Genomic DNA, 22203 nt, shown 5'->3' with positions numbered 1-22203 from the left:
GAAATTCGCATCCTCTCGTGGTTTCAGGCAGCTATTTCGATGTTGCATTGCGCCATGCTGTTACAATAGCGCCCGAAGCAGGCCAGACAATCGCTGGCTTTGGTGTGAGCCAAAGCGGGAGGAAGGTCCGGACTCCATAGAGCAGGGTGACGGCTAACGGCCGTACGTTGAAAGCCAGAGCGCAAGCCGAGGTATAAGACGAGGAATAGGGCCACAGAGACGAGCGTATTTAGTTACGGTGAAACGCGGTAACCTCCACCCGGAGCAATTTCAAATAGGCACGCGTTGAGGCGGCTCGCGGAGCGTGCGGGTAGAAAGCTTGAGCCTGGGAGCAATCCCCGGCCTAGAGGAATGATTGTCATAGCACGAGGCAGCAATGCGCAGTGCCGTAACAGAATCCGGCCTACCGGCCTGCTTCATTTTTATCCCCCGATTGTCTATTTCAAGATGATCAAATATCAAATTAGTATTCCGCGTACCCAATTCATAAATCCCCGGTGTTACACTTAAAGCAGCTTTAAAACGATGGTATCTGATGGCATCGGCATTTGTCTCAAGTAAGTAATTGCCCGAAATTACTTGCAACCGCCACCATTTAAAATAAATCATAAAGCCGTGCAGCAAATGTTTAAGGCATTAATGTGAGGCATATCCAAATGGCGAAAGCATGTAATCTGAGTTTTAATTTGCTGAAATAGCATCGCTGTGTATGATTTAGCTTTGCCGCGAGGAAATTTTGTTTTAGTCTTCATATAAGTAAATAGCTGCCGCTAATAATAAATAACGACAATAGTCACGACATAGCCCAACAAGTACCTAGGCGAACATTCAAACGAGGGTAGCGCATGGAGAGAAAGGCAAGCAATCGTCAATGGCATGATCTGCCTACTCTGGCTTTTTTAGTCTTTGTGAGTCTGATTGTGGTCGCTATCATGGCGCAAACTTGGTGGTCTATTGCGCAAGACAAGCAATTGACGCTTGCTTCCGCACAAGAGAGCAGCTACTTGGCGGTAAGGATTTTAGAAGAGCATGCCAGCCGGATTTTGCATGATGCAACCCGTTCTATTAACGCTGCCGCAGAAGAAATCCAGACCCAAAGCGAATCTGCCGAGCTTGATGAGGCGGAAGTCCGCAAGATACTGATCAACCAGCGCCAGGATTCCCCTTTTCTTCAATCACTTTCTATGATTGACCACAATGGCATCTTGTGGGTAACGTCTTTCCAATTCCCTGCTGAGACGCAAAACATGGGGAATATCCCCTACGTTAAAGAGCTGCTTAGCCATCCGACGGACACCACGGTCGTGACTGGTAAGCCGATCATGCTAAAAAATACGACGCGCTGGGTATTGCCGGTAGCCAGAAATTTTTTCAATCAGCGTGGCGATTATCTTGGCGTGATTCAGGCATATATCGGTTTGAATTATTTGCAGGATTTTTATGAGCGCCTGGCCAGAGATGGCAGCGCAGCGATTTCTTTACATGATGATGTGGGCAATATCTATGTTAGGGCTCCATACGATGCGCGTTATTTGACGCAGTATGTCGCCAAGTCTTTGCTCGCCAACGGTGTGCGTTTAAATACGGTAGAGGGCGCAATACAAGATGCGCCGTTTATTCGCGATGCCGCCGACGCTGGAAATACAAAGGAATTGATTTATACCTATCGGAAAACGAACGATTTCCCGATTGTATTGGTGTATGCCAAAGAGTTATCCAGCATTTTGTCTGACTGGAATGACCGGTCCCGACAAAAACTAATCTTCACTGTGCTGACGATAGGCTGTATTTTGCTGTTGGTGATTCTATTAATCGCCAAGCTTCGCAGCCTGCGTAAATCAGCAGAAGAGTTACGCGCCAGTGAGAATCGCTATCGGGTCTTATTTCAGGATGCGCAAGATACGATCTTGTTGATTAATCGTGACTACGTGTATGTCGATTGCAATCTCGCCGCATTAAACATGTTTGGCGTCAGTGACCGGTCTGAGTTATTAGGGCGGCGTGCAGGGCGGTTCTCGCCAGAAAATCAAGCCGTACGCCATTTGCCCGGGTTACAACGTGACCAGTTAATTGAGTCTTTGACCAATGCCGCCTTTGCCGGCGAAGTACAGCATTTTGAATGGGTAGTGGAACGTAAGGGTATTTTGCAATATAGCGAAGTGACGATGAGCCGGGTAGAAATTGGCGCAGACGATTTAATCTTTTGTGTGATGCGGAATGTTAATTCCCGAAAATATGTAGAGCATTTAGTCGAGGGGCAAAATCAATTACTGCAACTGATTGCTAGCAATGAAGATATGTTGTCGGTCTTGGAGTCGATTTGTCAGTTTGCAGAAAAAATGTCACCCCAATGGCGTTGCGGCATTCAATTGCTGAGTAATGAACTGCATTCCTTTGGTATGAATGTAGGAAAAAATTTCCCAGAGGTCGTTAAGTCTCAGTTAAATGGCATGCCAGTCACTTACGGTAATGGTGTCTGGAGTGAAGCAATTTTGAATGCCGGACCAGTATGGATTGGGAATTTTCAACATGCAGCTTCAATGCAATTTGTGAACTCGATAGAAAGTCTGTCTGATTTTCATGCCTGTGGTGCCTGGCCGATTATGGGTAAAAAAGGCCAGTTGCTCGGCAGCTTCAGTATCTTTGTCTCTGACATGTCGCCCCTGAGCGATGATGATCTGAGACTGGTCGGCATCACAACTGACATTGCCAGCATCGCAATTGAAGGTCGCCGCTCAGAAGACAAAATACTTAAGCTAGCCCATTACGATGAGTTGACCGGCTTACCAAATCGCTTCTTATATAACCAGCATTTAGCAAAATCCCTGGCGCATGCCGAGCGCAATCGCAGCCGCTTGGCGGTGTTTTTCTTGGATCTGGATCGCTTTAAAAATATCAACGACACCTTTGGACATGACGAAGGCGATACGGTCTTGCGCAATATTTCGCAACGCTTTAAGGATTGCCTGCGTGAATCCGATATCGTTGCCCGCGTCGGTGGCGATGAATTTATTCTCTTGATCGATCAGTTTAGCGATCCTCGTGATCTGGGCGACATTGCAGACAAATTATTGCAAGAGGCATCAAATCCGTTTGAATTGCGCGGGCAAGAGTGCCAGCTCAGTGCCAGTATCGGTATTGCGACTTTCCCCGATGACGGACGCGACGCGCCCACGCTGATGAAAAATGCCGATATTGCGATGTATCGAGCCAAAAACAAAGGCAAGGATAATTACCAGTTCTATGCTTCAGAGATGAACGTGCACACGGTAGAGCGTCTGGCGTTTGAGGCGCGCTTGCGGCGTGCGCTAGAGCGCCGTGAGTTTGTTGTGTATTACCAGCCTAAGGTCCATGTAATTTCTGGCAAGATCGTCGGCGCAGAGGCACTGGTACGCTGGAATCATCCTGAACGCGGCATTCTGTTCCCGGGAGACTTCATTACATTGGCAGAAGAGGCCGGTTTAATTGCGCGGCTTGGAATGCTGGTGTTAGATATCGCCTGCCGCGATATTCTCACTTTCCGCGCGATGGATGCCTCATTTGGGCGAGTCGCCATCAATTTGTCTGGCTCGCAATTTAATGATGTGCATCTGCTGGAAGAGGTTAAGAGCGTGGTTGATTTCTGGCGCGTTCACCCGAGCTGGATTGAGTTTGAAATCACCGAAAGCATGGTAATGCATAACCGGGATCAAGCGATCGTTTTGATGGATGGCTTAAAAGACGCTGGTTTCACGCTATCGATTGATGACTTTGGTACTGGTTATTCTTCCTTGGCGTATCTGAAACGCTTTCCTGTAGATAGCGTCAAAATTGATCGTTCGTTTATCAAAGACATCCCTGGCGATGTAAATGACACCGCAATCGTGCTGGCGATTGTCGCCATGGCACATACTCTGAGCCTGAAAGTCATTGCAGAAGGCGTAGAGACGGAATTGCAACTCCAGAAACTGAAAGAAAGCCGATGCGATGAATATCAAGGTTTTTATTTCAGTAAAGCGATACCCGAGAGCGAATTTTTAGCCTTACTTCAAAAGCAGGCGCAGGCGGCGCTGAAGTGAGTAACTGATTCAGCAACTGAATTAGCAACCGAATCAGCAACTAAGTATGTAACTAAGTATGTAACTAAGTATGTAACTAAGTATGTAACTAAGTACCTAGCTAAAACCGCAGTCCTTAGCGGGTAGTTCAGTCTTTGTTTGCAACTGCGGACATGCCAGACGGCGCATAATCGTCTGAAATAACGAGTAAATATGCAATCATCTCAATATACTCCCCATTAATTTTTTTAAAATCAGTCAATTGTCCAGGTTTTAATTGGACACTCTAAATATACTGTATATGAGTATATTATTTTGACTCTGCCAGATCCTCATGAGAAATCGCGCTTAAATTTCTGATTTTGACCGCGCTGTCATGTGTCCCACGTTTTTCTTGGCTTATGGATTGGCAATTTATACCTTCCGCCATCTTCTGCAAAACCGTTCAATTTGGCTACTACAGCGGTTCATATGCCACTTATCCAAATTTCGGATATTTCTTATCAGCATTTAAAACGTGCACATTCTTTTTTCCGTAATTTTTAGCTAAACACATGGGTATATGTGAGGAGCTACTTTCACTACCCATCGTAAGTCGTTAATTTATTGGAATATTCTCTTTTTCATTAGATTGGGTATGTGCGCTAAGTCCTTGACTTCATTAAAGAATTTCAAAAAATCATACTTAAATTCGCTTGACCCGCTTCAAGTGATCCTCTAAAGTGGGCAATAGTGTGAAAAAGTGTATTTTTGTGGTGAAAATAAAGTTTCTGAAAAGAATAATTCAGTAATTTGATCAAGATAAAAGGTTCAACGTGTTCCAAGGGGCGTCCTCACTCAATCTCGATGCAAAAGGCAGAATGACAGTTCCTGCCCGGCATCGCGACGCTCTCAGCCTGCAATGTGAAGGCCGTATCACTTTAACCCGTCATCCAGATGGTTGCTTGCTGCTTTTTCCGCGCCCGACGTGGGAGGCGCACCGCGAGAAGATTGCTGCCTGGCCGATCCAGGCGCGTGATTGGAAGCGTATTTTTTTAGGCAATGCCTCTGATGTCGAGATGGATGGCGCTGGCCGCATCCTCGTAGCGCCTGAATTACGCACCGCTGTCAACATGCAGCGTGATGTGATGTTGCTCGGCATGGGCACCCATTTTGAAATTTGGGATGCTGCCCGCCTCGCCGAGAACGAAGCCAAAGCCATTGCCAGCGGGGCGCCTGACGCGCTCAGCAATTTCTCCTTCTGAGCGGCACAATGACTTTGACCTTAGCAGAAGATTACAAGCACCAGACCGTGTTGCTGGATGAGGCCGTTGAGGCCTTGGACTTGACTGGCGAACGCGCCGCAGCTGTGATTGTTGACGGTACCTTTGGGCGTGGCGGACATAGTCGCAAAATCTTGCAACACTTAAATTCCTCCGGTCGCCTGATTGCATTTGATAAAGACACACAGGCGATAGCCAGTGCGCAGCAAATTATTGATCCCCGTTTTGAAATCGTACACGACAGTTTTGCCACCATGGAAGAGGCTTTGCAAGAGCGCGGTGTGCGACAAGTGGATGGGATTTTGATGGATTTAGGCATCTCGTCGCCGCAAGTGGATGACGCGAGCCGAGGTTTTAGTTTTAGGGCAGATGGACCGCTGGACATGCGCATGGATACCACTCGTGGCATCTCCGCAGCGGAGTGGCTGGCGACTGAAGATGAACAAATAATCAGGGAGGTTATAAAAAATTATGGGGAAGAACGGTTTGCTTTTCAGATTGCAAAGGCGATTGTTGCTCGCCGGGCGGTCCAGTCCATTTCAAGTACTCGACAACTTGCCGAGATCGTCGCAAACACCGTCAAAACTCGCGAGAAGGGCAAAGACCCGGCAACTCGCACCTTTCAGGCTATACGGATTTTCATCAATAAGGAGCTGGAAGATCTTGAAATAGGTTTGGCCGGGGCATACGCCAGCCTGGCACCTCACGGTCGCATGGTTGTAATCAGCTTTCATTCGCTGGAAGACCGCATTGTGAAGCAATTTTTTGCCTCCAAAGTGACCTTGCCGCAACCAGATCGCCGCTTGCCGATTCGCTCTGTTGATTTACCGCAGCCAGAGATGAAGCTGATCAAAAAAATCAAGCCCTCAGATGCAGAAGTCACGGCAAATCCAAGAGCACGCTCGGCTATTTTGCGTGTAGCAGAACGTTTGCCTGCACATATTCCCGGCGGTGGAAAATGAGCGGACGCTTAAATTTTTTGCTGGGTGCCGTGCTCATGATGTGTGCACTGTCTTTGATTAATTCCCAGTACCAGGCGCGTCGCTTATTTATCGAGTTGGAGCGCGCACAAGCTGCCGCCAGACAATATGAGTTGCAATGGACGCAGCTAAAACTGGATCAATCTACTTTTGGCAAGCATGCACGGATTGAAGAGAACGCCAGTAAAGAACTGAACATGGTGCCGGTCACGCCTGACCGTACACAATACCTGACTGCAGCTGGGCTGAAATGAGTCGCTCATCCGGCAGTTCACGTACTGCGGCAGCGAAAGGCGTTCCCTTTTCGTCTAGCCCATTATTGGTTGTTAAGTTACCAGTCTGGCGTTCGCGCTTGGTTTTATTTTTCTTATTTATCGCTTTCCTGGCATTGATGGCGCGCGCCCTGTGGTTGCAAGGGATGACGACAGAATTTTTACAAAGGCAGGGCGCCAGTCGTTACACCCGCACCTTGGAGTTGCCCGCAACTCGCGGCAGGATTACTGACAGAAGTGGCCAGGTATTGGCATCTTCTGTACCGGTCAAAGCCGTATGGGCGATTCCTGATGATGTGTTGGAAGCGCCAAAAGAAAAATTACTTCAACTCGCTGGTTTGCTAGAAATGACCGAGGCTGAGTTACGTAAAAAACTAGATTCGGATCGTCAATTTGTGTACCTCAAACGGCAGGTAGATGCCGATATCGCAGAAAAAATTGTTGCACTTGGTATCTCCGGTATAGAAACCCGTAAAGAATATAAGCGCTTTTATCCCGAGGGTGAAGTGATGGCGCATGTCGTCGGCTTTACTAATGTAGAAGATATAGGCCAAGAGGGAATAGAGCTGGCATCAGAAAAAAATCTGGCTGGTAAGACAGGCAATCGTCGTGTCATCAAAGATCGTCTGGGTCGTATCGTTGAAGATATCGAGGCGATTCGTGAGCCGCATGATGGCAAGGATTTGACTTTGTCTATTGATAGCAAAATTCAATACATTGCTTATACCCATCTAAAAGAAGCGATAGAAAAACATAAAGCTAAAGCGGGCGGTGCGGTTGTCTTGGATGCCAGAACGGGTGAGGTTCTGGCTTTAGTCAATCTGCCTTCCTACAACCCGAATGATCGTTCTGTGCTGACGGGTGCGCAATTGCGTAATCGTGTGATGACCGATACGTTTGAGCCTGGTTCGACGATGAAGCCGTTTACGGTTGCACTGGCGCTAGAGACTGGACGTGTTACGCCGGAGACGCAGATTCAGACTGCGCCTGGCAGTATGACGATCGGTACCGCGACTATTCATGATGCACACAAAGAAGGTATTTTGAGCGTCGCTCAAGTCATACAAAAATCATCGAATATCGGGACTGCAAAAATCGCTTTGCAAATGCCGCCACGAGAGATGTGGGAAATGTTCACGACAGTCGGTTTTGGGCAGCAGCCAAAATTTGGTTTTCCGGGTGCAGTTGCCGGACGCTTGCGCAACTTTAAAACTTGGCGTCCGATCGAACAGGCGACGATGAGTTACGGCCATGGCGTTTCTGTTTCATTAATTCAGATAGCGCGTGCCTACATGATTTTTGCTCGTAACGGCGACATCATTCCCTTGACCTTTCAGCGCTCGGAAGTATTGCCCGTAGCGCATCGTGTGATTTCAGAAAAAACGGCACAACAAGTACGTCTGATGATGGAATCGGTAACGGAGCCTGGTGGTACCGCAACGCAGGCGCGTATCGCCGGTTATCGTGTAGCTGGTAAAACTGGTACGGCTTACAAGATAGAAGGCGGTCGTTATGTCACTAAATACGTGGCTGACTTTGTTGGTTTCGCCCCGGTATCTAATCCCCGCGTGATTGTTGCAGTGATGGTAGATGAGCCAACAGTCGGCGGCCACTTTGGCGGTACGGTTGCCGCTCCGGTATTCGCTGCGATTACCGCAAATGTATTACGGTCTATGAATGTTTCCCCCGATTCTAATGTCACCAGCATCATTCCTGACAATAGTGTAGAGGAGAGCATGTAATGATCGACCATAAAGAATCCATGACAGAAATTTTAAAATGGCTAAGACAGCTTCCTGCTGTAACGCCGCTTTCACAACTCAGTTCCGATTCGCGCGCGATTGCTGCGGGTGATGTATTTTTTGCTTTCCCAATCGCTGGTAGCTCTGGTGACGGGCGCCGGCATATTCAAGATGCGATTGCTAATGGTGCTGCTGCAGTGGTGTTTGAATCAGACGATTTTGAAGCAGAAGAGTTTGTTTGGGATACCGCATGGCCAGTGCCGCACAAACCAATCCCGCAACTACAAGCCAAAGCTGGCGAGATTGCGCATGCCTGGTATGCACAGCCTGATCGTGACATGCTGACCGTTGCGGTGACGGGTACAAATGGCAAAACATCTTGCTCGCAATGGTTGGCAAAAGCCCTGTCTTTGACAGGAAAACCTAGTGCGGTTATCGGCACTTTGGGTGTTGGCAATTATAAAGATGGCGTACTACATAATTTGGTTGAAACAGGCTTTACAACGCCAGATGCGATTCAATTACAGCGTCGTCTTGCCGATTTACGAGATACCGGCGCCAAGGCTTTAGCGATCGAAGCATCTTCAATTGGTTTGCATCAAGGTCGTTTAAATGGCCTGCATGTTGACGTTGCGTTGTTAACCAATTTGACCCGTGATCACCTTGATTACCATGGTGATATGGCGGCATATGCTGCCGCCAAAACTATGTTGTTTGATTGGCCTGATTTGGGCGTGGCAGTACTCAATCTGGATGATGCTTATGGCGTCCAGTTAGTACAACATCTCAAAACGACCCAGCAAAAAACACAGGTATTAGCTTATAGCATTGAGCATAAAGAGCATCCTGATGCCGCGGTTATCTTTGCTAGTAATATTCGTACACACCACTCTGGTACCAGCTTTCATGTGGACTCCCCCTATGGTTCTGGTCTGGTAAAAACACAAATGATAGGCCGCTTTAATGTAAGCAACATACTGGGCGTACTTAGTGTCCTGTTAGCGACGGGAGTTGTTTGGAGTAAGGCCGTTTCAGTTATTGAAAAACTGACTTCAGTGCCAGGGCGCATGCAACAGCTTGGTACGCCAGGTCATGTCATGGTGATCATCGACTATGCACATACTCCTGATGCTTTAGAAAAAACTATACAGACATTGCAGCAAGTCGCGTTAGAGCGGCATGGCGAACTATGGTGCGTATTCGGTTGTGGTGGTGATCGTGACCCGGGCAAGCGTCCTCAAATGGGTAAGATCGCGGAACAGGCGCAGCATGTAGTGGTTACTAGTGATAATCCACGTACAGAAAATCCCTCTCAAATCATTGCACATATTTTGCAGGGTATGAGTGATAAGCCTCCTGTCATAGAGGATCGCGCAGCGGCGATTCTATTTGCGATTAAGCATGCGGGTAATAATGATGTGGTGCTGTTAGCGGGTAAGGGGCACGAAAGCTATCAAGATATTAATGGTAAAAAATGGCCGTTCTCTGATGAAGAACATGCATCGTTAGCATTAGCCACCGTTGCCACTAGCGGCAATGTGAAGAGGGGCAATTGATGCGCGCGACTCTTCGCCAATTGCAAGCCGCTGTTAATGGCTCTCAACTCCATGCAGTTGGGTCTCAGGCAAATACAAGCTTAGAAATTGAAATTACTGGTTTAACGACGGATAGCCGTAAGGTCAAAGCCGGCGATTTATTTATTGCCTTGCGTGGTGAGCATTTCGATGCACATGATTTTTTGCACGATGTGGTTTCAAAAGGTGCCGCAGCAGTTGTAGTAGATCACTTGCCAGCAGATGTGAGTGGTTCTGAATTCAAAGTGCCAGCGCTAATCGTGCCAAATACACTGACGGCTTTGCAAGAAATTGGACGTTATTGGCGTCAACAATTTACCTTGCCTGTTATTGCCGTTACGGGTAGTAACGGTAAAACTACGGTTAAGGAAATGATCGCATCCATCCTTAATACCTATGTTGGAACAGAACATAATCTTGCTACTAACGGTAATTTAAACAATGAAATTGGTGTGCCACTGACCGTTTTACGCTTGACCGAGACCCATCGTACAGCGGTGTTTGAACTAGGGATGAATCATCCTGGCGAGATCGCCGTACTGGCATCTATTGCGCAAGCGATGGTTGCGCTGGTCAATAATGCCCAGCGCGAGCATCAAGAATTTATGCAAACTGTACAAGCAGTTGCAGAAGAAAACGGTATGGTATTACGCCAACTTCCGGCTGATGGTATCGCAGTATTTCCAGCAGATGATATGTATTCTGATTTATGGCGCAACTACGCTACAGAGAGCGGACAGCGAAAAATTGTGAGCTTCGGCCTAAGCGAAGATGCCGATGTTAGTGCAACTTATGTAGCACAAACATTTGGCAGCGAATTGCAAATGCGTATTGGGGCGAATCGTTTTACCGTCAAACTGGCCGCGGCTGGTATTCATAATGTACGCAATGCTTTAGCCGCAGCAGCCTGCTGCCATAGCATTGGTGTGCCGAACGATATTATTGCCCTAGGTTTGCAAGCGTTTAGCCCAGTCAATGGTCGCCTGCAAAATAAGCAGGCACACAACGGCGCCACGATTATCGACGACACTTATAACGCCAATCCGGACTCAGTACGCGCAGCGATTGCGGTACTTGCGGAGCAAACCAACAAAAATAATGAAGACCATATTTTAGTCTTGGGTGATATGGGTGAGGTTGGCGACGAAGGTATTGCATTCCATGAAGAAATCGGTAACTACGCGCGCGAATCGGGCATTAGTAGCTTATTGACTCTTGGTGATCTGGCTAAGTATGTAGCTGACGCATTTGGCAGCGGGGCACAACATTTTGATGATGTTGACGCTTTATGCGCAACTTTAGATACGCTGATCCATCCTCATAGTACGGTCTTAATCAAGGGTTCTCGCTTCATGAAAATGGAAAGAGTCGTTGCGCATTTAACTAAACAACAAACTATAGGAAGTCACTAACATGTTGCTTTGGTTAGCGGAATTTTTTAAGCAAGATATCGGATTTTTACGAGTCTTTGGTTTTATTACTTTTCGTGCGGTATTCGCTACGTTGACAGCGATCTCTATTGGTATTTTTGCTGGCCCTGCCGTGATCCGCATGCTGACTCGTTTGAAAGTCGGACAAGCGGTTCGTACTGATGGTCCACAAACGCATTTAGTTAAATCGGGTACGCCAACTATGGGTGGCGTATTGATCCTGATTTCCATCGGTATTTCTACTTTGCTGTGGGCTGATCTGAGTAATCGCTTTGTTTGGATTGTTCTGATTGTCACTTTAGGTTTTGGTGCGATTGGCTGGGCTGATGATTATCGTAAGGTTGTTTACAAAGACCCGGAAGGTATGCGATCGAGAGAGAAATATTTCTGGCAGTCGTTGATCGGTATTGTCGCAGCGTTTTATCTCGCTTTCACGGTTTCTGCTCCGTCTAATACCAAAGTATTGGAATTGTTTGTCGCTTGGGTGCAATCAGGTTTTAGTATGGACTTGCCGCCAAAGGCTGATTTGATTGTGCCTTTCTTCAAATCTATCAGTTATCCCTTAGGTGTCTGGGGCTTTATTGGACTGACTTATTGTGTGATTGTTGGTACTAGCAATGCGGTTAATTTTACTGATGGCTTAGACGGTCTGGCAATCATGCCCACCATCATGGTGGGTTCTGCTCTGGGTCTATTTGCCTATCTGACTGGTAACGTTGGTTATGCCAAATATCTGCTGATTCCACATATCCCAGGCGCAGGTGAGCTATTGATTTTTTGCGGTGCAATGGCTGGTGCTGGTCTGGCTTTCTTATGGTTTAACGCACATCCCGCGCAGGTCTTTATGGGCGACGTTGGGGCGCTCGCGCTCGGTGGTGCACTCGGCACCGTCGCGGTGATCGTTCGTCAAGAAATTGTTTTGTTCATCATGGGCGGTATTTTTGTTGTTGAGACAGTGTCCGTCATGTTGCAAGTTGGGTATTTTAAATTTACTAAAAAGCGATATGGCGTTGGTCGCCGATTATTTCTAATGGCTCCCTTACACCATCATTTTGAACAAAAGGGCTGGAAAGAAACGCAGGTAGTTGTGCGCTTTTGGATCATTTCCATGATGTTGGTATTAGTTGGTTTGTCCTCACTGAAATTGCGATAAGTAAAATGGATTTTTCAGGCAAACATGTCTTGGTATTAGGCTTGGGTGAAACCGGGCTAGCAATGGCGCAGTGGCTGCTGCGCTGTGGCGCACGCTTGCGCGTTGCTGATACACGGACTGCCCCTGATCGTTTAGCCATATTGACTTCTTTATCTACGTCGATCGAGTTTGTCGGTGGTGAATTTACGACCTCTTTATTAGAGTCTATTGATGTAGTTGCCGTTAGTCCCGGCTTGTCGCCTTTGCGTGAACTGGCAAGTTTGTTGCCAGAAGCGAAGCAGAAAAATATTCCGGTCTGGGGTGAGATTGAATTATTCGCGCAAGCCTTAGATGCTTTGAAAGCAGAGCGTAATTACACACCGAAAATCATCGCGATTACAGGCACTAATGGCAAAACTACAGTCACCAGTTTAGTCGGTCAATTATGTGAACGTGCGGGTTTGACGACTAAGCTTGCTGGCAATATTAGTCCCGCGGTGCTGGATGTACTGCGAGAAGAATTGGAGAGAGAAGAGCTGTCGCACGAAGGATTAGAGTTTGGAAGCTTGCCTCAAGTATGGGTGCTGGAGTTGTCTAGTTTTCAGCTACACACGACTTATAGTCTAAATGCTGATGTTGCGACGGTGCTGAATATTACGCAAGACCATCTAGACTGGCATGGGGATTTGGCAGCGTATTGCGCGGATAAGTCACGTATTTTTGGCGCACAAACTTTGCAGGTACTTAATCGTGATGATGCCTTGGTCATGGCCATGGCTAAGCCAGATAGTAACTTTATCACTTTTGGCGTCAATGCACCGCTACAAGCGAATGATCTGGGACTATTAAACGAGCATGGTATGACCTGGTTGGCAACCGCAATACCCACTGAAGATGCGCCTGTACTTAGTCGTCGCAAGAAAAAAGAAGTGATAGATATCCCTGTAAGTATGTCGCGTCTGATGCCAGTCGATGCACTCAAAATACGTGGCCAACACAATGCAGCCAATGTATTAGCCGCATTAGCTTTATGTCGCGCTATCGGATTATCGTTTGCTCCTTTATTACATGGCGCACGTGAATATCAAGGTGAGCCACATCGGGTAGAGCTAGTTGCCAGCATTGCTGGTGTCGATTATGTCGACGATAGCAAGGGTACGAATGTCGGCGCAACAGTCGCTGCGTTAAAAGGATTAGGCCAAGAACTACTTGCATCAAACGATCAGCAAAAACGCATTCTTTTGATCGCTGGTGGTGACGGCAAGGGCCAAGACTTTTCACCTTTGGCGAGTGTGATTGCGCAGTATGCCAAAGCCGTATTTTTGATCGGTAAAGATGCGGGCGAGATTCGTAATGCAGCTCAAATCAGTCAGGTAGATATGATTGATTGCGCTAGCCTGGAACTGGCAGTGCAGGCCGCGTCTGAGCAGGCAGTAGAAGGCGATATTGTCTTGTTATCGCCCGCCTGTGCGAGCTTAGACATGTTCCGCAATTATGCGCATCGTGCAGAGGTATTTATTGATACGGCAAAAGAAATCGGTCTGGCACGCGGGGAGATATTCTGATGAAGCAAGCCATTTTGTCACTCGGTAAGTGGCTGCCGTTTACGGCAGAGCCAGTTACTGCGTCACATTTGGCCAAGCGTTCCAAGATGATGGAGTACGACCAAGCTTTAGTTTGGGTGACATTGATCTTGATGTTGTTCGGTATGGTGATGGTCTACTCTGCTTCAATTTCTTTGCCGGATTCACCTAAATATACTAACTATAAAAACTATCATTTTTTACTGCGGCAGGCGATGTTTATCAGCGTCTCTTTAGTCGCTGGCTTATTTGTGTTTCGTATCAAGATCGCTACCTGGCAAAAGTGGGCACCCTATTTGTTTGTAGTCACTTTGATATTGCTGGTTGCGGTGTTGGTACCTGGTTTAGGCAAAGGAGTGAATGGCGCTAAACGTTGGCTATCGTTCAAGGTATTCAATCTTCAGCCCTCAGAATTGATGAAGCTATTTATCGTTTTATATGCTGCCGATTACACCGTGCGCAAACAAGAATATATGCACAAGCTGACTAAAGGTTTTCTGCCAATGGCAGCGGCGGTTGGCGTCGTGGGTTTGCTATTGCTGCTTGAGCCAGATCTGGGTGCATTCGGCGTGATTGTTTGTGTCGCTATGGGTATTTTGTTTTTAGGTGGTATTAACGGTATCTGGTTTGGCGGAATTGCAGTGACACTTGTCGGGATTTTCAGCGCGGTGATTATGCTTTCCCCATGGCGTCGCGAAAGGATCTTTGCCTACCTCAGTCCGTTTGATGAAGACCATGCACTGGGTAAAGCCTATCAATTAACACATTCGCTGATCGCATTTGGCCGCGGCGAATTGTTCGGTGTCGGGCTGGGAGCAAGTGTCGAAAAACTGCATTACCTGCCAGAAGCACATACCGATTTTTTACTGGCAGTCATTGGCGAAGAATTGGGATTTGCTGGCGTACTGGTCGTGATTTTATTGTTCTACTGGATATTAAAGCGGGCCTTTGAAATCGGTCGTCAGGCAATCGCATTGGATTTGACATTCGCCGGTTTGACCGCAAAGGGTATTGGTATCTGGATCGGCGTACAGGCATTCATCAATATGGGCGTCAATTTGGGCTTACTACCCACTAAGGGTTTAACTTTGCCTTTAATGAGTTACGGCGGTTCTGGTGTATTGATTAATTGTGTGGGCTTGGCGATTTTGCTCAGAATAGATTATGAAAATCGCCTCCTGATGCGTGGGGGGCGGCTATGACACAAAAGAAACTGATGATCATGGCTGCTGGTACTGGGGGACATATTTTCCCTGGCTTAGCGATTGCGGAAACGATGAAAGCGCGTGGCTGGCAAGTCTCTTGGCTTGGTACTAGCAGTGGTATGGAAAACCAGATTGTTCCTCAGCACGGTGTGGCAATGGATACCATTACATTTACCGGTATGCGTGGCAAAGGCTTGATGCATACATTCAGTGGCGCTTTTAAATTAGCCGTTAGTTTCTTTAGTTGCCTAAAAATTTTGGGGCAGCGACAACCCGACGTAGTCCTGGGTATGGGTGGTTATGTGACCGTGCCAGGCGGTGTGATGGCGGCCTTGCGTGGCAAACCAGTCGTGCTCATGAATGCTGATTCTGCCTTGTTATTGTCGAATAAATTATTGCGTCCTTTAGCTAAACGCGTGCTATTCGGTTTGCCGTCTAGCGGTCTCGTTAATCATAATAAAGTTCAGGTTACTGGCAATCCTATACGTACTGAAATCTGTACTCTGCCAGAACCTACGAAGCGTTATGTAACAAGGACAGGGCCATTAAAAATATTAGTCGTCGGCGGTAGCCTTGGCGCACAAGCCTTAAACACAAATTTACCTGCCGCATTAGCATTGATCCCAGAACAAGACCGTCCATTAGTTACGCACCAATCGGGAAAAAAACATATTGATGTTTTACGTGCAAGCTATGCCACGTATGTTGTACGAGCAGAAGTATTGGATTTTATTGATGATATGCCGCGTCGATATGCTGATGCTGATCTGGTTATTTGCCGGGCTGGTGCAATCACCATATCGGAACTGACAGCAGCTGGTGTTGCTAGTATTTTAGTGCCGTTCGTTGCGTCTAGTACGTCACATCAGAAGGACAATGCACAATGGATGGCACAGCAGAAAGCGGCAGTTTATTTGCCGCAGCGCGAATTAAACCCAGTTGACTTAGCGGCAAAGTTACAAAGCATCACGAGAGAACAATGTTTGGCGATGGCAGAGACTGCTTATAGTTTAGGTCAACGTCAAGCTAATGAAACTATTGCAAAAGTATTAGAGCAGTTAGCCTGAAAAAATATGAAACATAAAGTCAAACACATTCATTTTGTCGGTATCGGTGGCTCCGGAATGAGCGGTATTGCCGAGGTCTTGCTTAATCTGGGCTATACGATTTCTGGTTCGGATTTAGGTAGTAACGCGGCCTCACAAAGGTTAGCCAGTCTAGGCGCAAAAGTGATGCTTGGTCACGCAGCAGATAATATTGCGGGCGCTGATGCAATCGTCACTTCCACTGCGGTCAAAGCGGATAATCCTGAAGTTGTTGCCGCACGAGAAAAGCATATACCTATCGTTCCAAGAGCATTAATGCTGGCGGAGTTAATGCGTTTAAAAAGCGGTATCGCAATTGCAGGCACTCACGGCAAGACTACTACGACCAGTCTGGTTGCCAGTATTCTGGCTGAAGGCGGTTTTGATCCAACGTTTGTTATTGGTGGTCGTTTAAATAGTGCCGGTGCTAATGCCAAGCTCGGTAGTGGTGATTTTATTGTGGCAGAGGCGGATGAATCTGATGCTTCGTTTTTGAATTTGTTACCAGTGATTGAAGTCATCACCAATATTGATGCCGATCATATGGAAACCTATGAGCATGACTTTGGAAAATTGAAGCAAGCGTTTATCGAGTTTACTCAACGTCTGCCATTTTACGGTGTCGCTATTCTTTGTCTGGACGACGCACATATACGCGAAATTATGCCCTTTATTTCTAAACCGATTGTGACTTACGGTTTCCATGAAGAAGCAGATATCCGCGCAATTGATGCTAAAGCTGTTGGCGGCATGATGCAATTCACTGTAGTCCAGGATGGTTGCGAACCTATGCACGTGAGCTTAAATCAGCCCGGTATGCACAACATACAAAATGCGTGCGCCGCGATTGCAGTCGCCCGTGAAGTTGGTGTCGCCGATGCTGCCACTCAAAAAGCGTTAAGTGAATTCCATGGCGTCGGTCGTCGTTTTACCCGTTATGGTGAAATCGCTTTACCGGATACCGGTGCAGACACAAGTGTAGGCGGTCACGCAGGAGGTACTTTTGCATTGGTCGACGACTATGGACACCATCCGGTGGAAATGGCCGCAACCCTAGCTGCTGCCCGCGGTGCGTATCCGGGACGCCGTTTGGTGCTGGCCTTCCAACCGCATCGGTATACACGCACACGTGATTTATTTGAAGATTTTGTTAAGGTAATTTCGACCGCCGATGCAGTTGTTTTGGCAGAAGTGTATGCCGCCGGCGAGGCCTCGATCGTCGCTGCCGATGGTCGTGCGCTGGCCAGAGCTTTAAGAGTTACAGGCAAAGTAGAGCCGGTTTTTGTAGAAGAGATTAGCGATATGCCAGACAATCTTTTACATGTGCTGAAAGATGGCGATGTATTGATTGTGATGGGTGCCGGATCGATCAGTGCTGTTCCTGCAAAACTGGCAAATGCATTAGATTAATAAGTACTCAAGACTGACGAAGTTAGTGCAAGTAACTTTAATGCAGGTAACTTCAATACAAGCGAAGTAAAGACGATTGAATTTAATACGGAATAGAAGACAGAGATGCCATCATGAGTGACATTGCAAACGTAAAAGAATTAGGTAAAGTTGGCGTACTGTTTGGTGGGCGCTCCGCTGAGCGTGAGATATCGATCATGTCCGGCACGGGCGTACTGGCTGCTTTAAAAACCAAAGGTGTGGATGCGCATGGCTTTGATACTGGTGAGCGTAGTCTGGCTGATCTGGCAGCTGAAAAATTTGATCGTGTCTTTATCGCTCTGCATGGTCGTTTTGGTGAGGACGGTAGCTTACAAGGTGTGCTGGAGCAATTAGGTATTCCTTACACCGGTAGCGGCGTAATGGCGTCAGCTATTGCAATGGACAAAATTTTTACTAAGAAAATTTGGCAGAACCATCAGTTGACGACACCAGCATACGAAGTATTAAACGCTGAAACGGAATTGCGTCTGGTACCAGATCGTCTGAGTTTGCCTTTGATTTTAAAACCGCCACATGAAGGTTCGACAATTGGCATCACTAAAGTAAATGGCTACTCCGATATGAAGGATGCCTATGCACTCGCAGCGCAATTTGATGACGAGGTATTAGCAGAGGAGTTTATTCAAGGCCGAGAACTGACCGTAGCGATTTTGGGTACCGGTAAAGAAGCGTATGCCTTACCGATTATTGAGATCGTAGCGCCACAAGGTAATTACGATTATCAGAATAAATATTTTACTGACGATACTAAGTACCTTTGTCCTGCGCCGTTAGATGATGCATTGTCAGAGCAAATACGGCAAATGTCTGTAGACGCTTACCGCGCAGTGAATTGTGAAGGCTGGGCGCGGGTTGATGTATTGCTCCGAGCATCCGACAACCAAGCGTTTTTGATTGAGGTCAATACTTCGCCAGGCATGACAGGACATTCGTTGGTGCCGATGGCCGCTCGTGCAGTTGGTTTAAGTTATGAAGATTTATGTCTGAAAATTTTGCAGTCCGCTCGCTTAAAGATGTCGAAGGGTAATCAGTAAGCATATGTGGCAAGACGTCAGGTCTATGAATACAACAGCAAATGCGTTGTTCGGTGTTTTTTTGCTTGCGTTGATGATGTCTGGTGTGTGGTGGTTAGTGCAGCGTCCGATGTTTACGTTAAAAGTAATTCAAGTGGTAGGCGCCGATCAGCAGCCATTACGACACGTGAATGCACTGACGATTCGTGATACTGCCTTACCTAAATTGAAGGGTAATTTTTTTACGACAAATCTGGACGGTGTACGTACTGCATTTGAAGCGGTACCTTGGGTACGTAAAGCTAGCGTGCAAAGAGAATGGCCAAATAAGTTGATTGTCACTTTGGAAGAGCATCAGGCTTTGGGTACTTGGGGTGAAGAAGGACGATTGATGTCAGTGAAGGGCGATGTATTTACCGCCAATCTGGCTGAAGCGGAAGAGGATGCGGAGTTAATTGATTTTGCAGGACCAGAAGGTAGTGAGAAAGAAGTGCTGGCGCGCTATATCGATTTTAAAACCTGGTTTGCCAAAATCAGTTTAGCGCCCGAGTCTGTGCAGTACTCCAGTCGTTACGCCTGGAGTGTGAAATTGAACAACGGTATGAAAGTCGAGTTGGGTCGGGTACAGGATGATCAGACTCTGCAAAGCCGGGTAGATAAATTGCTGACAGTGTACCCACAGTTAGTCGCAAGTTTGCAAGACAGTATTGAAAGTGTAGATATGCGTTATCCGAATGGATTAGCGCTGAAATCGAGTCACAGTGGCTTCGGTATCGCTAGCAAGTTAAGTGGAAAACAAAGCAGCAAACTCAATGTCAAACGAAAGTAAGTAAATGACAAAAGATGCAAAAAACCTGATCGTCGGCCTCGATATCGGCACCTCAAAAATTGTTGCGGTCGTCGCAGAGGTCATGCCGGATGGTCGCCATGAAGTAATCGGCCTTGGTCAGCACGAATCTAAGGGGCTGAAAAAAGGTGTAGTCGTCAACATTGAGGCAACGGTCGAATCAATTCAGCGTGCATTGGAAGAGGCCGAGCTGATGGCGGACTGCAAAATCCGCAATGTCTATACCGGTATTGCAGGTAGTCATATCCGCAGCTTTAATTCCAGCGGCATGGTTGCGATTAAAGATAAAGAAGTCACGGCTGCTGATGTATCGCGCGTGATTGAGACTGCCAAGGCAGTAAATATTCCGACCGATCAGCAACTGCTACATACCTTGCCGCAAGAATTTATTGTGGATAGCCAGGACGATGTGCGCGAGCCTATTGGCATGAGCGGCATTCGTCTCGAAGTAAAAGTACATATCGTCACTGGTGCAGTTTCTGCGGTACAGAATATCGTCAAGTGTGTACGCCGCTGTGGTCTAGAAGTGTCTGATTTGATTTTGCAGCCGATGGCATCGGCCGAGGCAGTGCTGACCCGGGATGAAAAAGAGCTTGGCGTTGTCCTGATTGATATCGGTGGCGGCACGACAGACGTGGCTGTGTTTAGCGAAGGCGCAATCCGTCATACCGCTGTAATCCCGATTGCCGGTGATCAGATCACCAATGATATCGCTATGGCATTGCGTACACCAACATCAGAAGCAGAAGAAATCAAGATTCGTTTTGGTGTTGCCAAACAGGTGCTGGCCGACCCATCTGATTCTTTGGAAGTACCGGGTCTTGGTGATCGTGGTCCGCGCTCGTTATCGCGTCAGGCTTTAGCCGCTGTGATTGAACCGCGCGTCGAAGAATTATTCGCCTTAGTGCATCAGGTAGTGCGTGAATCTGGTTATGAAGATGTGCTGTCCTCCGGCATCGTACTGACCGGTGGTTCCGCGATCATGCCAGGCATGGTTGAAATGGCTGAAGATATCTTTTTAAAGCCTACACGTTTAGGTATGCCGGTGTACTCAGGGCAGTTAGCAGATGTCGTGCGTAGCCCGCGTTACGCCACAGTTTTGGGGTTGTTGTTGGAAGCGAAGAAGCAGTATATGCGCGGTCATATTGTTACGCGGCAGGAAGGTTCTGCAAAAGCGGTATGGCAGCGCATGAAAGAGTGGTTTTTGGGGAATTTTTAAGTAGTTTTTTGATGGTTTTTTTCGCATAAATAGTAGTAATCATTTTATAATGTTCTGATCTGCAGTTATTAGTCGCTAGGCGTGACACCGTTGTTGAAAATTTGTATTTCAAACGTGATGCCTATCGACTAAAAACTGCCTACCTAAAGGAGTCATGATGGAGTTCGATATGGTTGATAACGCTACGCAAGGCACCGTAATTAAAGTCGTCGGTGTTGGTGGCGCAGGTGGTAATGCTGTGCAGCACATGATTAACAAAGGTGTGGCAGGAGTTGAATTTATCGCTGCTAATACTGATGCTCAAGCATTGCTGCAATCTAAGGCACACAACGTCATTCAAATCGGTGAAACCGGTTTGGGTGCAGGGATGAAGCCGGAAGTCGGTCGCCAGTTGGCGGAAGAATCCCGTGCTCGCATTCAAGATGCATTACGTGGTTCGCACATGGTATTTATCGCTGCTGGTATGGGCGGTGGTACCGGTACTGGTGCTGCCCCCGTAGTGGCACAGATCGCCAAAGAATTAGGCGCCCTGACGGTTGCTGTGGTTTCCAAACCTTTCTCATACGAAGGTAAAAAATGCATGGACATCGCGGACGAGGGTCTGGAAGCCTTGTCACAGCATGTGGATTCGCTGATTATTATTCTCAATGAAAAATTGGAAGAGATCTACGAAGACGACAGCATGATCGAATGGCTGCAACACGCCGATGACGTGCTCAACAACGCGGTTGCCGGTATTGCGGAAATCATCAATGTTCCAGGTCATATCAACGTCGATTTCAATGACGTGAAAACGATCATGGGCGAACAAGGTAAAGCGATGATGGGTACGGCAACAGCATCCGGTGTTGATCGTGCACGTATCGCGGCAGAGCAGGCAGTTGCTTCGCCGTTGTTGGATGGTATCGATTTGTCCGGTGCTCGTGGTGTGTTGGTCAACGTGACTGCTAGCCGCGGTCTCAAAGGTAAAGAGATTAAAGAAGTCATGGCGGCAGTTCGCGCTTTTGCAGCACCTGATGCTTCTATCGCACAAGGTATCGCTTACGACGATACGATGGGCGATGATATTCGCGTCACGGTCGTCGCAACTGGTTTGGGTCGTGGCAAGAAAAATATCCAGTTAGTACAAACACCAATGCTGCGTACAGGTACTCATAATGAACCTATTATGGCGTCGCCAATGACAGCTTCTGCTGGTATGCATTCTGGTGTGGCGACTTCTGCCGGTGGTTTTGATGGCTTGAGTAAACCTGCAGTATGGCGTCGTGAGTCTGCGTCGGATACAGTTCGTGCGTTGGAAAAAAATGGCATGGAAACCTATGACATCCCAGCGTTTTTGCGCAAGCAAGCTGACTAAGTAGATTCTTGTT

16 protein-coding genes and 1 other RNA gene are annotated in these 22203 nt (G+C 47.3%); all 17 read left to right on the top strand.

Annotation, left to right across the window (positions count from 1 at the left end):
- Window positions 1-74 precede the first annotated feature (74 nt).
- The 17 genes from rnpB (at window position 75) to ftsZ (ending at window position 22190) form a co-directional block, all read left to right on the top strand.
- Window positions 75-422: RNase P RNA component class A (gene rnpB, locus AAKU64_RS10520), an RNA gene on the top strand.
- A 423-nt stretch (window positions 423-845) separates the two neighbouring features.
- On the top strand, window positions 846-4058 hold the full coding sequence (locus AAKU64_RS10515; protein ID WP_354332655.1) for an EAL domain-containing protein: 3213 nt from the start codon (window positions 846-848) through the stop codon (window positions 4056-4058).
- A 794-nt stretch (window positions 4059-4852) separates the two neighbouring features.
- Window positions 4853-5281 carry a division/cell wall cluster transcriptional repressor MraZ gene (gene mraZ / locus AAKU64_RS10510; RefSeq protein WP_354332656.1) on the top strand — a complete coding sequence of 143 codons (429 nt, stop codon included), beginning with the start codon at window positions 4853-4855 and terminating at the stop codon, window positions 5279-5281.
- An 8-nt stretch (window positions 5282-5289) separates the two neighbouring features.
- On the top strand, window positions 5290-6261 hold the full coding sequence (gene rsmH, locus AAKU64_RS10505) for a 16S rRNA (cytosine(1402)-N(4))-methyltransferase RsmH (RefSeq protein WP_354332658.1): 972 nt from the start codon (window positions 5290-5292) through the stop codon (window positions 6259-6261).
- Window positions 6258-6533, top strand: a complete 276-nt coding sequence (ftsL, locus tag AAKU64_RS10500) for a cell division protein FtsL (RefSeq protein WP_322121234.1) — start codon at window positions 6258-6260, stop codon at window positions 6531-6533. Before rsmH ends, ftsL begins: the two co-directional genes overlap by 4 nt.
- Window positions 6530-8293, top strand: coding sequence for a peptidoglycan D,D-transpeptidase FtsI family protein (locus tag AAKU64_RS10495; protein WP_354332660.1), 1764 nt, complete (start codon window positions 6530-6532; stop codon window positions 8291-8293). Before ftsL ends, AAKU64_RS10495 begins: the two co-directional genes overlap by 4 nt.
- Window positions 8293-9849 carry a UDP-N-acetylmuramoyl-L-alanyl-D-glutamate--2,6-diaminopimelate ligase gene (locus tag AAKU64_RS10490; protein ID WP_354332662.1) on the top strand — a complete coding sequence of 519 codons (1557 nt, stop codon included), beginning with the start codon at window positions 8293-8295 and terminating at the stop codon, window positions 9847-9849. The genes AAKU64_RS10495 and AAKU64_RS10490 overlap by 1 nt, the downstream gene beginning before the upstream one ends.
- Window positions 9849-11279: a UDP-N-acetylmuramoyl-tripeptide--D-alanyl-D-alanine ligase gene (locus tag AAKU64_RS10485; RefSeq protein WP_354362118.1), complete on the top strand. Its 1431-nt coding sequence runs from the start codon at window positions 9849-9851 to the stop codon at window positions 11277-11279. The genes AAKU64_RS10490 and AAKU64_RS10485 overlap by 1 nt, the downstream gene beginning before the upstream one ends.
- A gap of 1 nt (window position 11280) precedes the next feature.
- Window positions 11281-12450 carry a phospho-N-acetylmuramoyl-pentapeptide-transferase gene (mraY, locus tag AAKU64_RS10480; RefSeq protein ID WP_322121238.1) on the top strand — a complete coding sequence of 390 codons (1170 nt, stop codon included), beginning with the start codon at window positions 11281-11283 and terminating at the stop codon, window positions 12448-12450.
- A gap of 5 nt (window positions 12451-12455) precedes the next feature.
- Window positions 12456-13994, top strand: coding sequence for a UDP-N-acetylmuramoyl-L-alanine--D-glutamate ligase (murD, locus tag AAKU64_RS10475; RefSeq protein WP_354332667.1), 1539 nt, complete (start codon window positions 12456-12458; stop codon window positions 13992-13994).
- Between the two features lie 86 nt (window positions 13995-14080).
- Window positions 14081-15214, top strand: coding sequence for a putative lipid II flippase FtsW (gene ftsW / locus AAKU64_RS10470; protein WP_354332679.1), 1134 nt, complete (start codon window positions 14081-14083; stop codon window positions 15212-15214).
- Entirely contained in the window at window positions 15211-16284 is a 1074-nt protein-coding gene (murG, locus tag AAKU64_RS10465; protein WP_354332669.1) for an undecaprenyldiphospho-muramoylpentapeptide beta-N-acetylglucosaminyltransferase, read from the top strand. Before ftsW ends, murG begins: the two co-directional genes overlap by 4 nt.
- A 6-nt stretch (window positions 16285-16290) precedes the next feature.
- Window positions 16291-17712, top strand: coding sequence for a UDP-N-acetylmuramate--L-alanine ligase (gene murC, locus AAKU64_RS10460; protein ID WP_354332671.1), 1422 nt, complete (start codon window positions 16291-16293; stop codon window positions 17710-17712).
- Between the two features lie 113 nt (window positions 17713-17825).
- On the top strand, window positions 17826-18788 hold the full coding sequence (locus tag AAKU64_RS10455) for a D-alanine--D-alanine ligase (RefSeq protein ID WP_354332672.1): 963 nt from the start codon (window positions 17826-17828) through the stop codon (window positions 18786-18788).
- A gap of 4 nt (window positions 18789-18792) precedes the next feature.
- Complete coding sequence (locus AAKU64_RS10450; protein WP_322121243.1) at window positions 18793-19596, top strand: cell division protein FtsQ/DivIB; 804 nt, start codon at window positions 18793-18795, stop codon at window positions 19594-19596.
- Between the two features lie 4 nt (window positions 19597-19600).
- Window positions 19601-20833, top strand: coding sequence for a cell division protein FtsA (gene ftsA / locus AAKU64_RS10445; RefSeq protein WP_322121244.1), 1233 nt, complete (start codon window positions 19601-19603; stop codon window positions 20831-20833).
- A gap of 157 nt (window positions 20834-20990) precedes the next feature.
- Complete coding sequence (gene ftsZ, locus AAKU64_RS10440) at window positions 20991-22190, top strand: cell division protein FtsZ (RefSeq protein ID WP_354332675.1); 1200 nt, start codon at window positions 20991-20993, stop codon at window positions 22188-22190.
- Window positions 22191-22203: the final 13 nt, after the last annotated feature.

This window comes from Undibacterium sp. GrIS 1.8 (assembly GCF_040544445.1).
Classification (GTDB): Bacteria; Pseudomonadota; Gammaproteobacteria; order Burkholderiales; family Burkholderiaceae_D; genus Undibacterium.
Note: the sequence above shows the minus strand (reverse complement) of the source record. Positions and strands in the feature narration are given on the sequence as shown.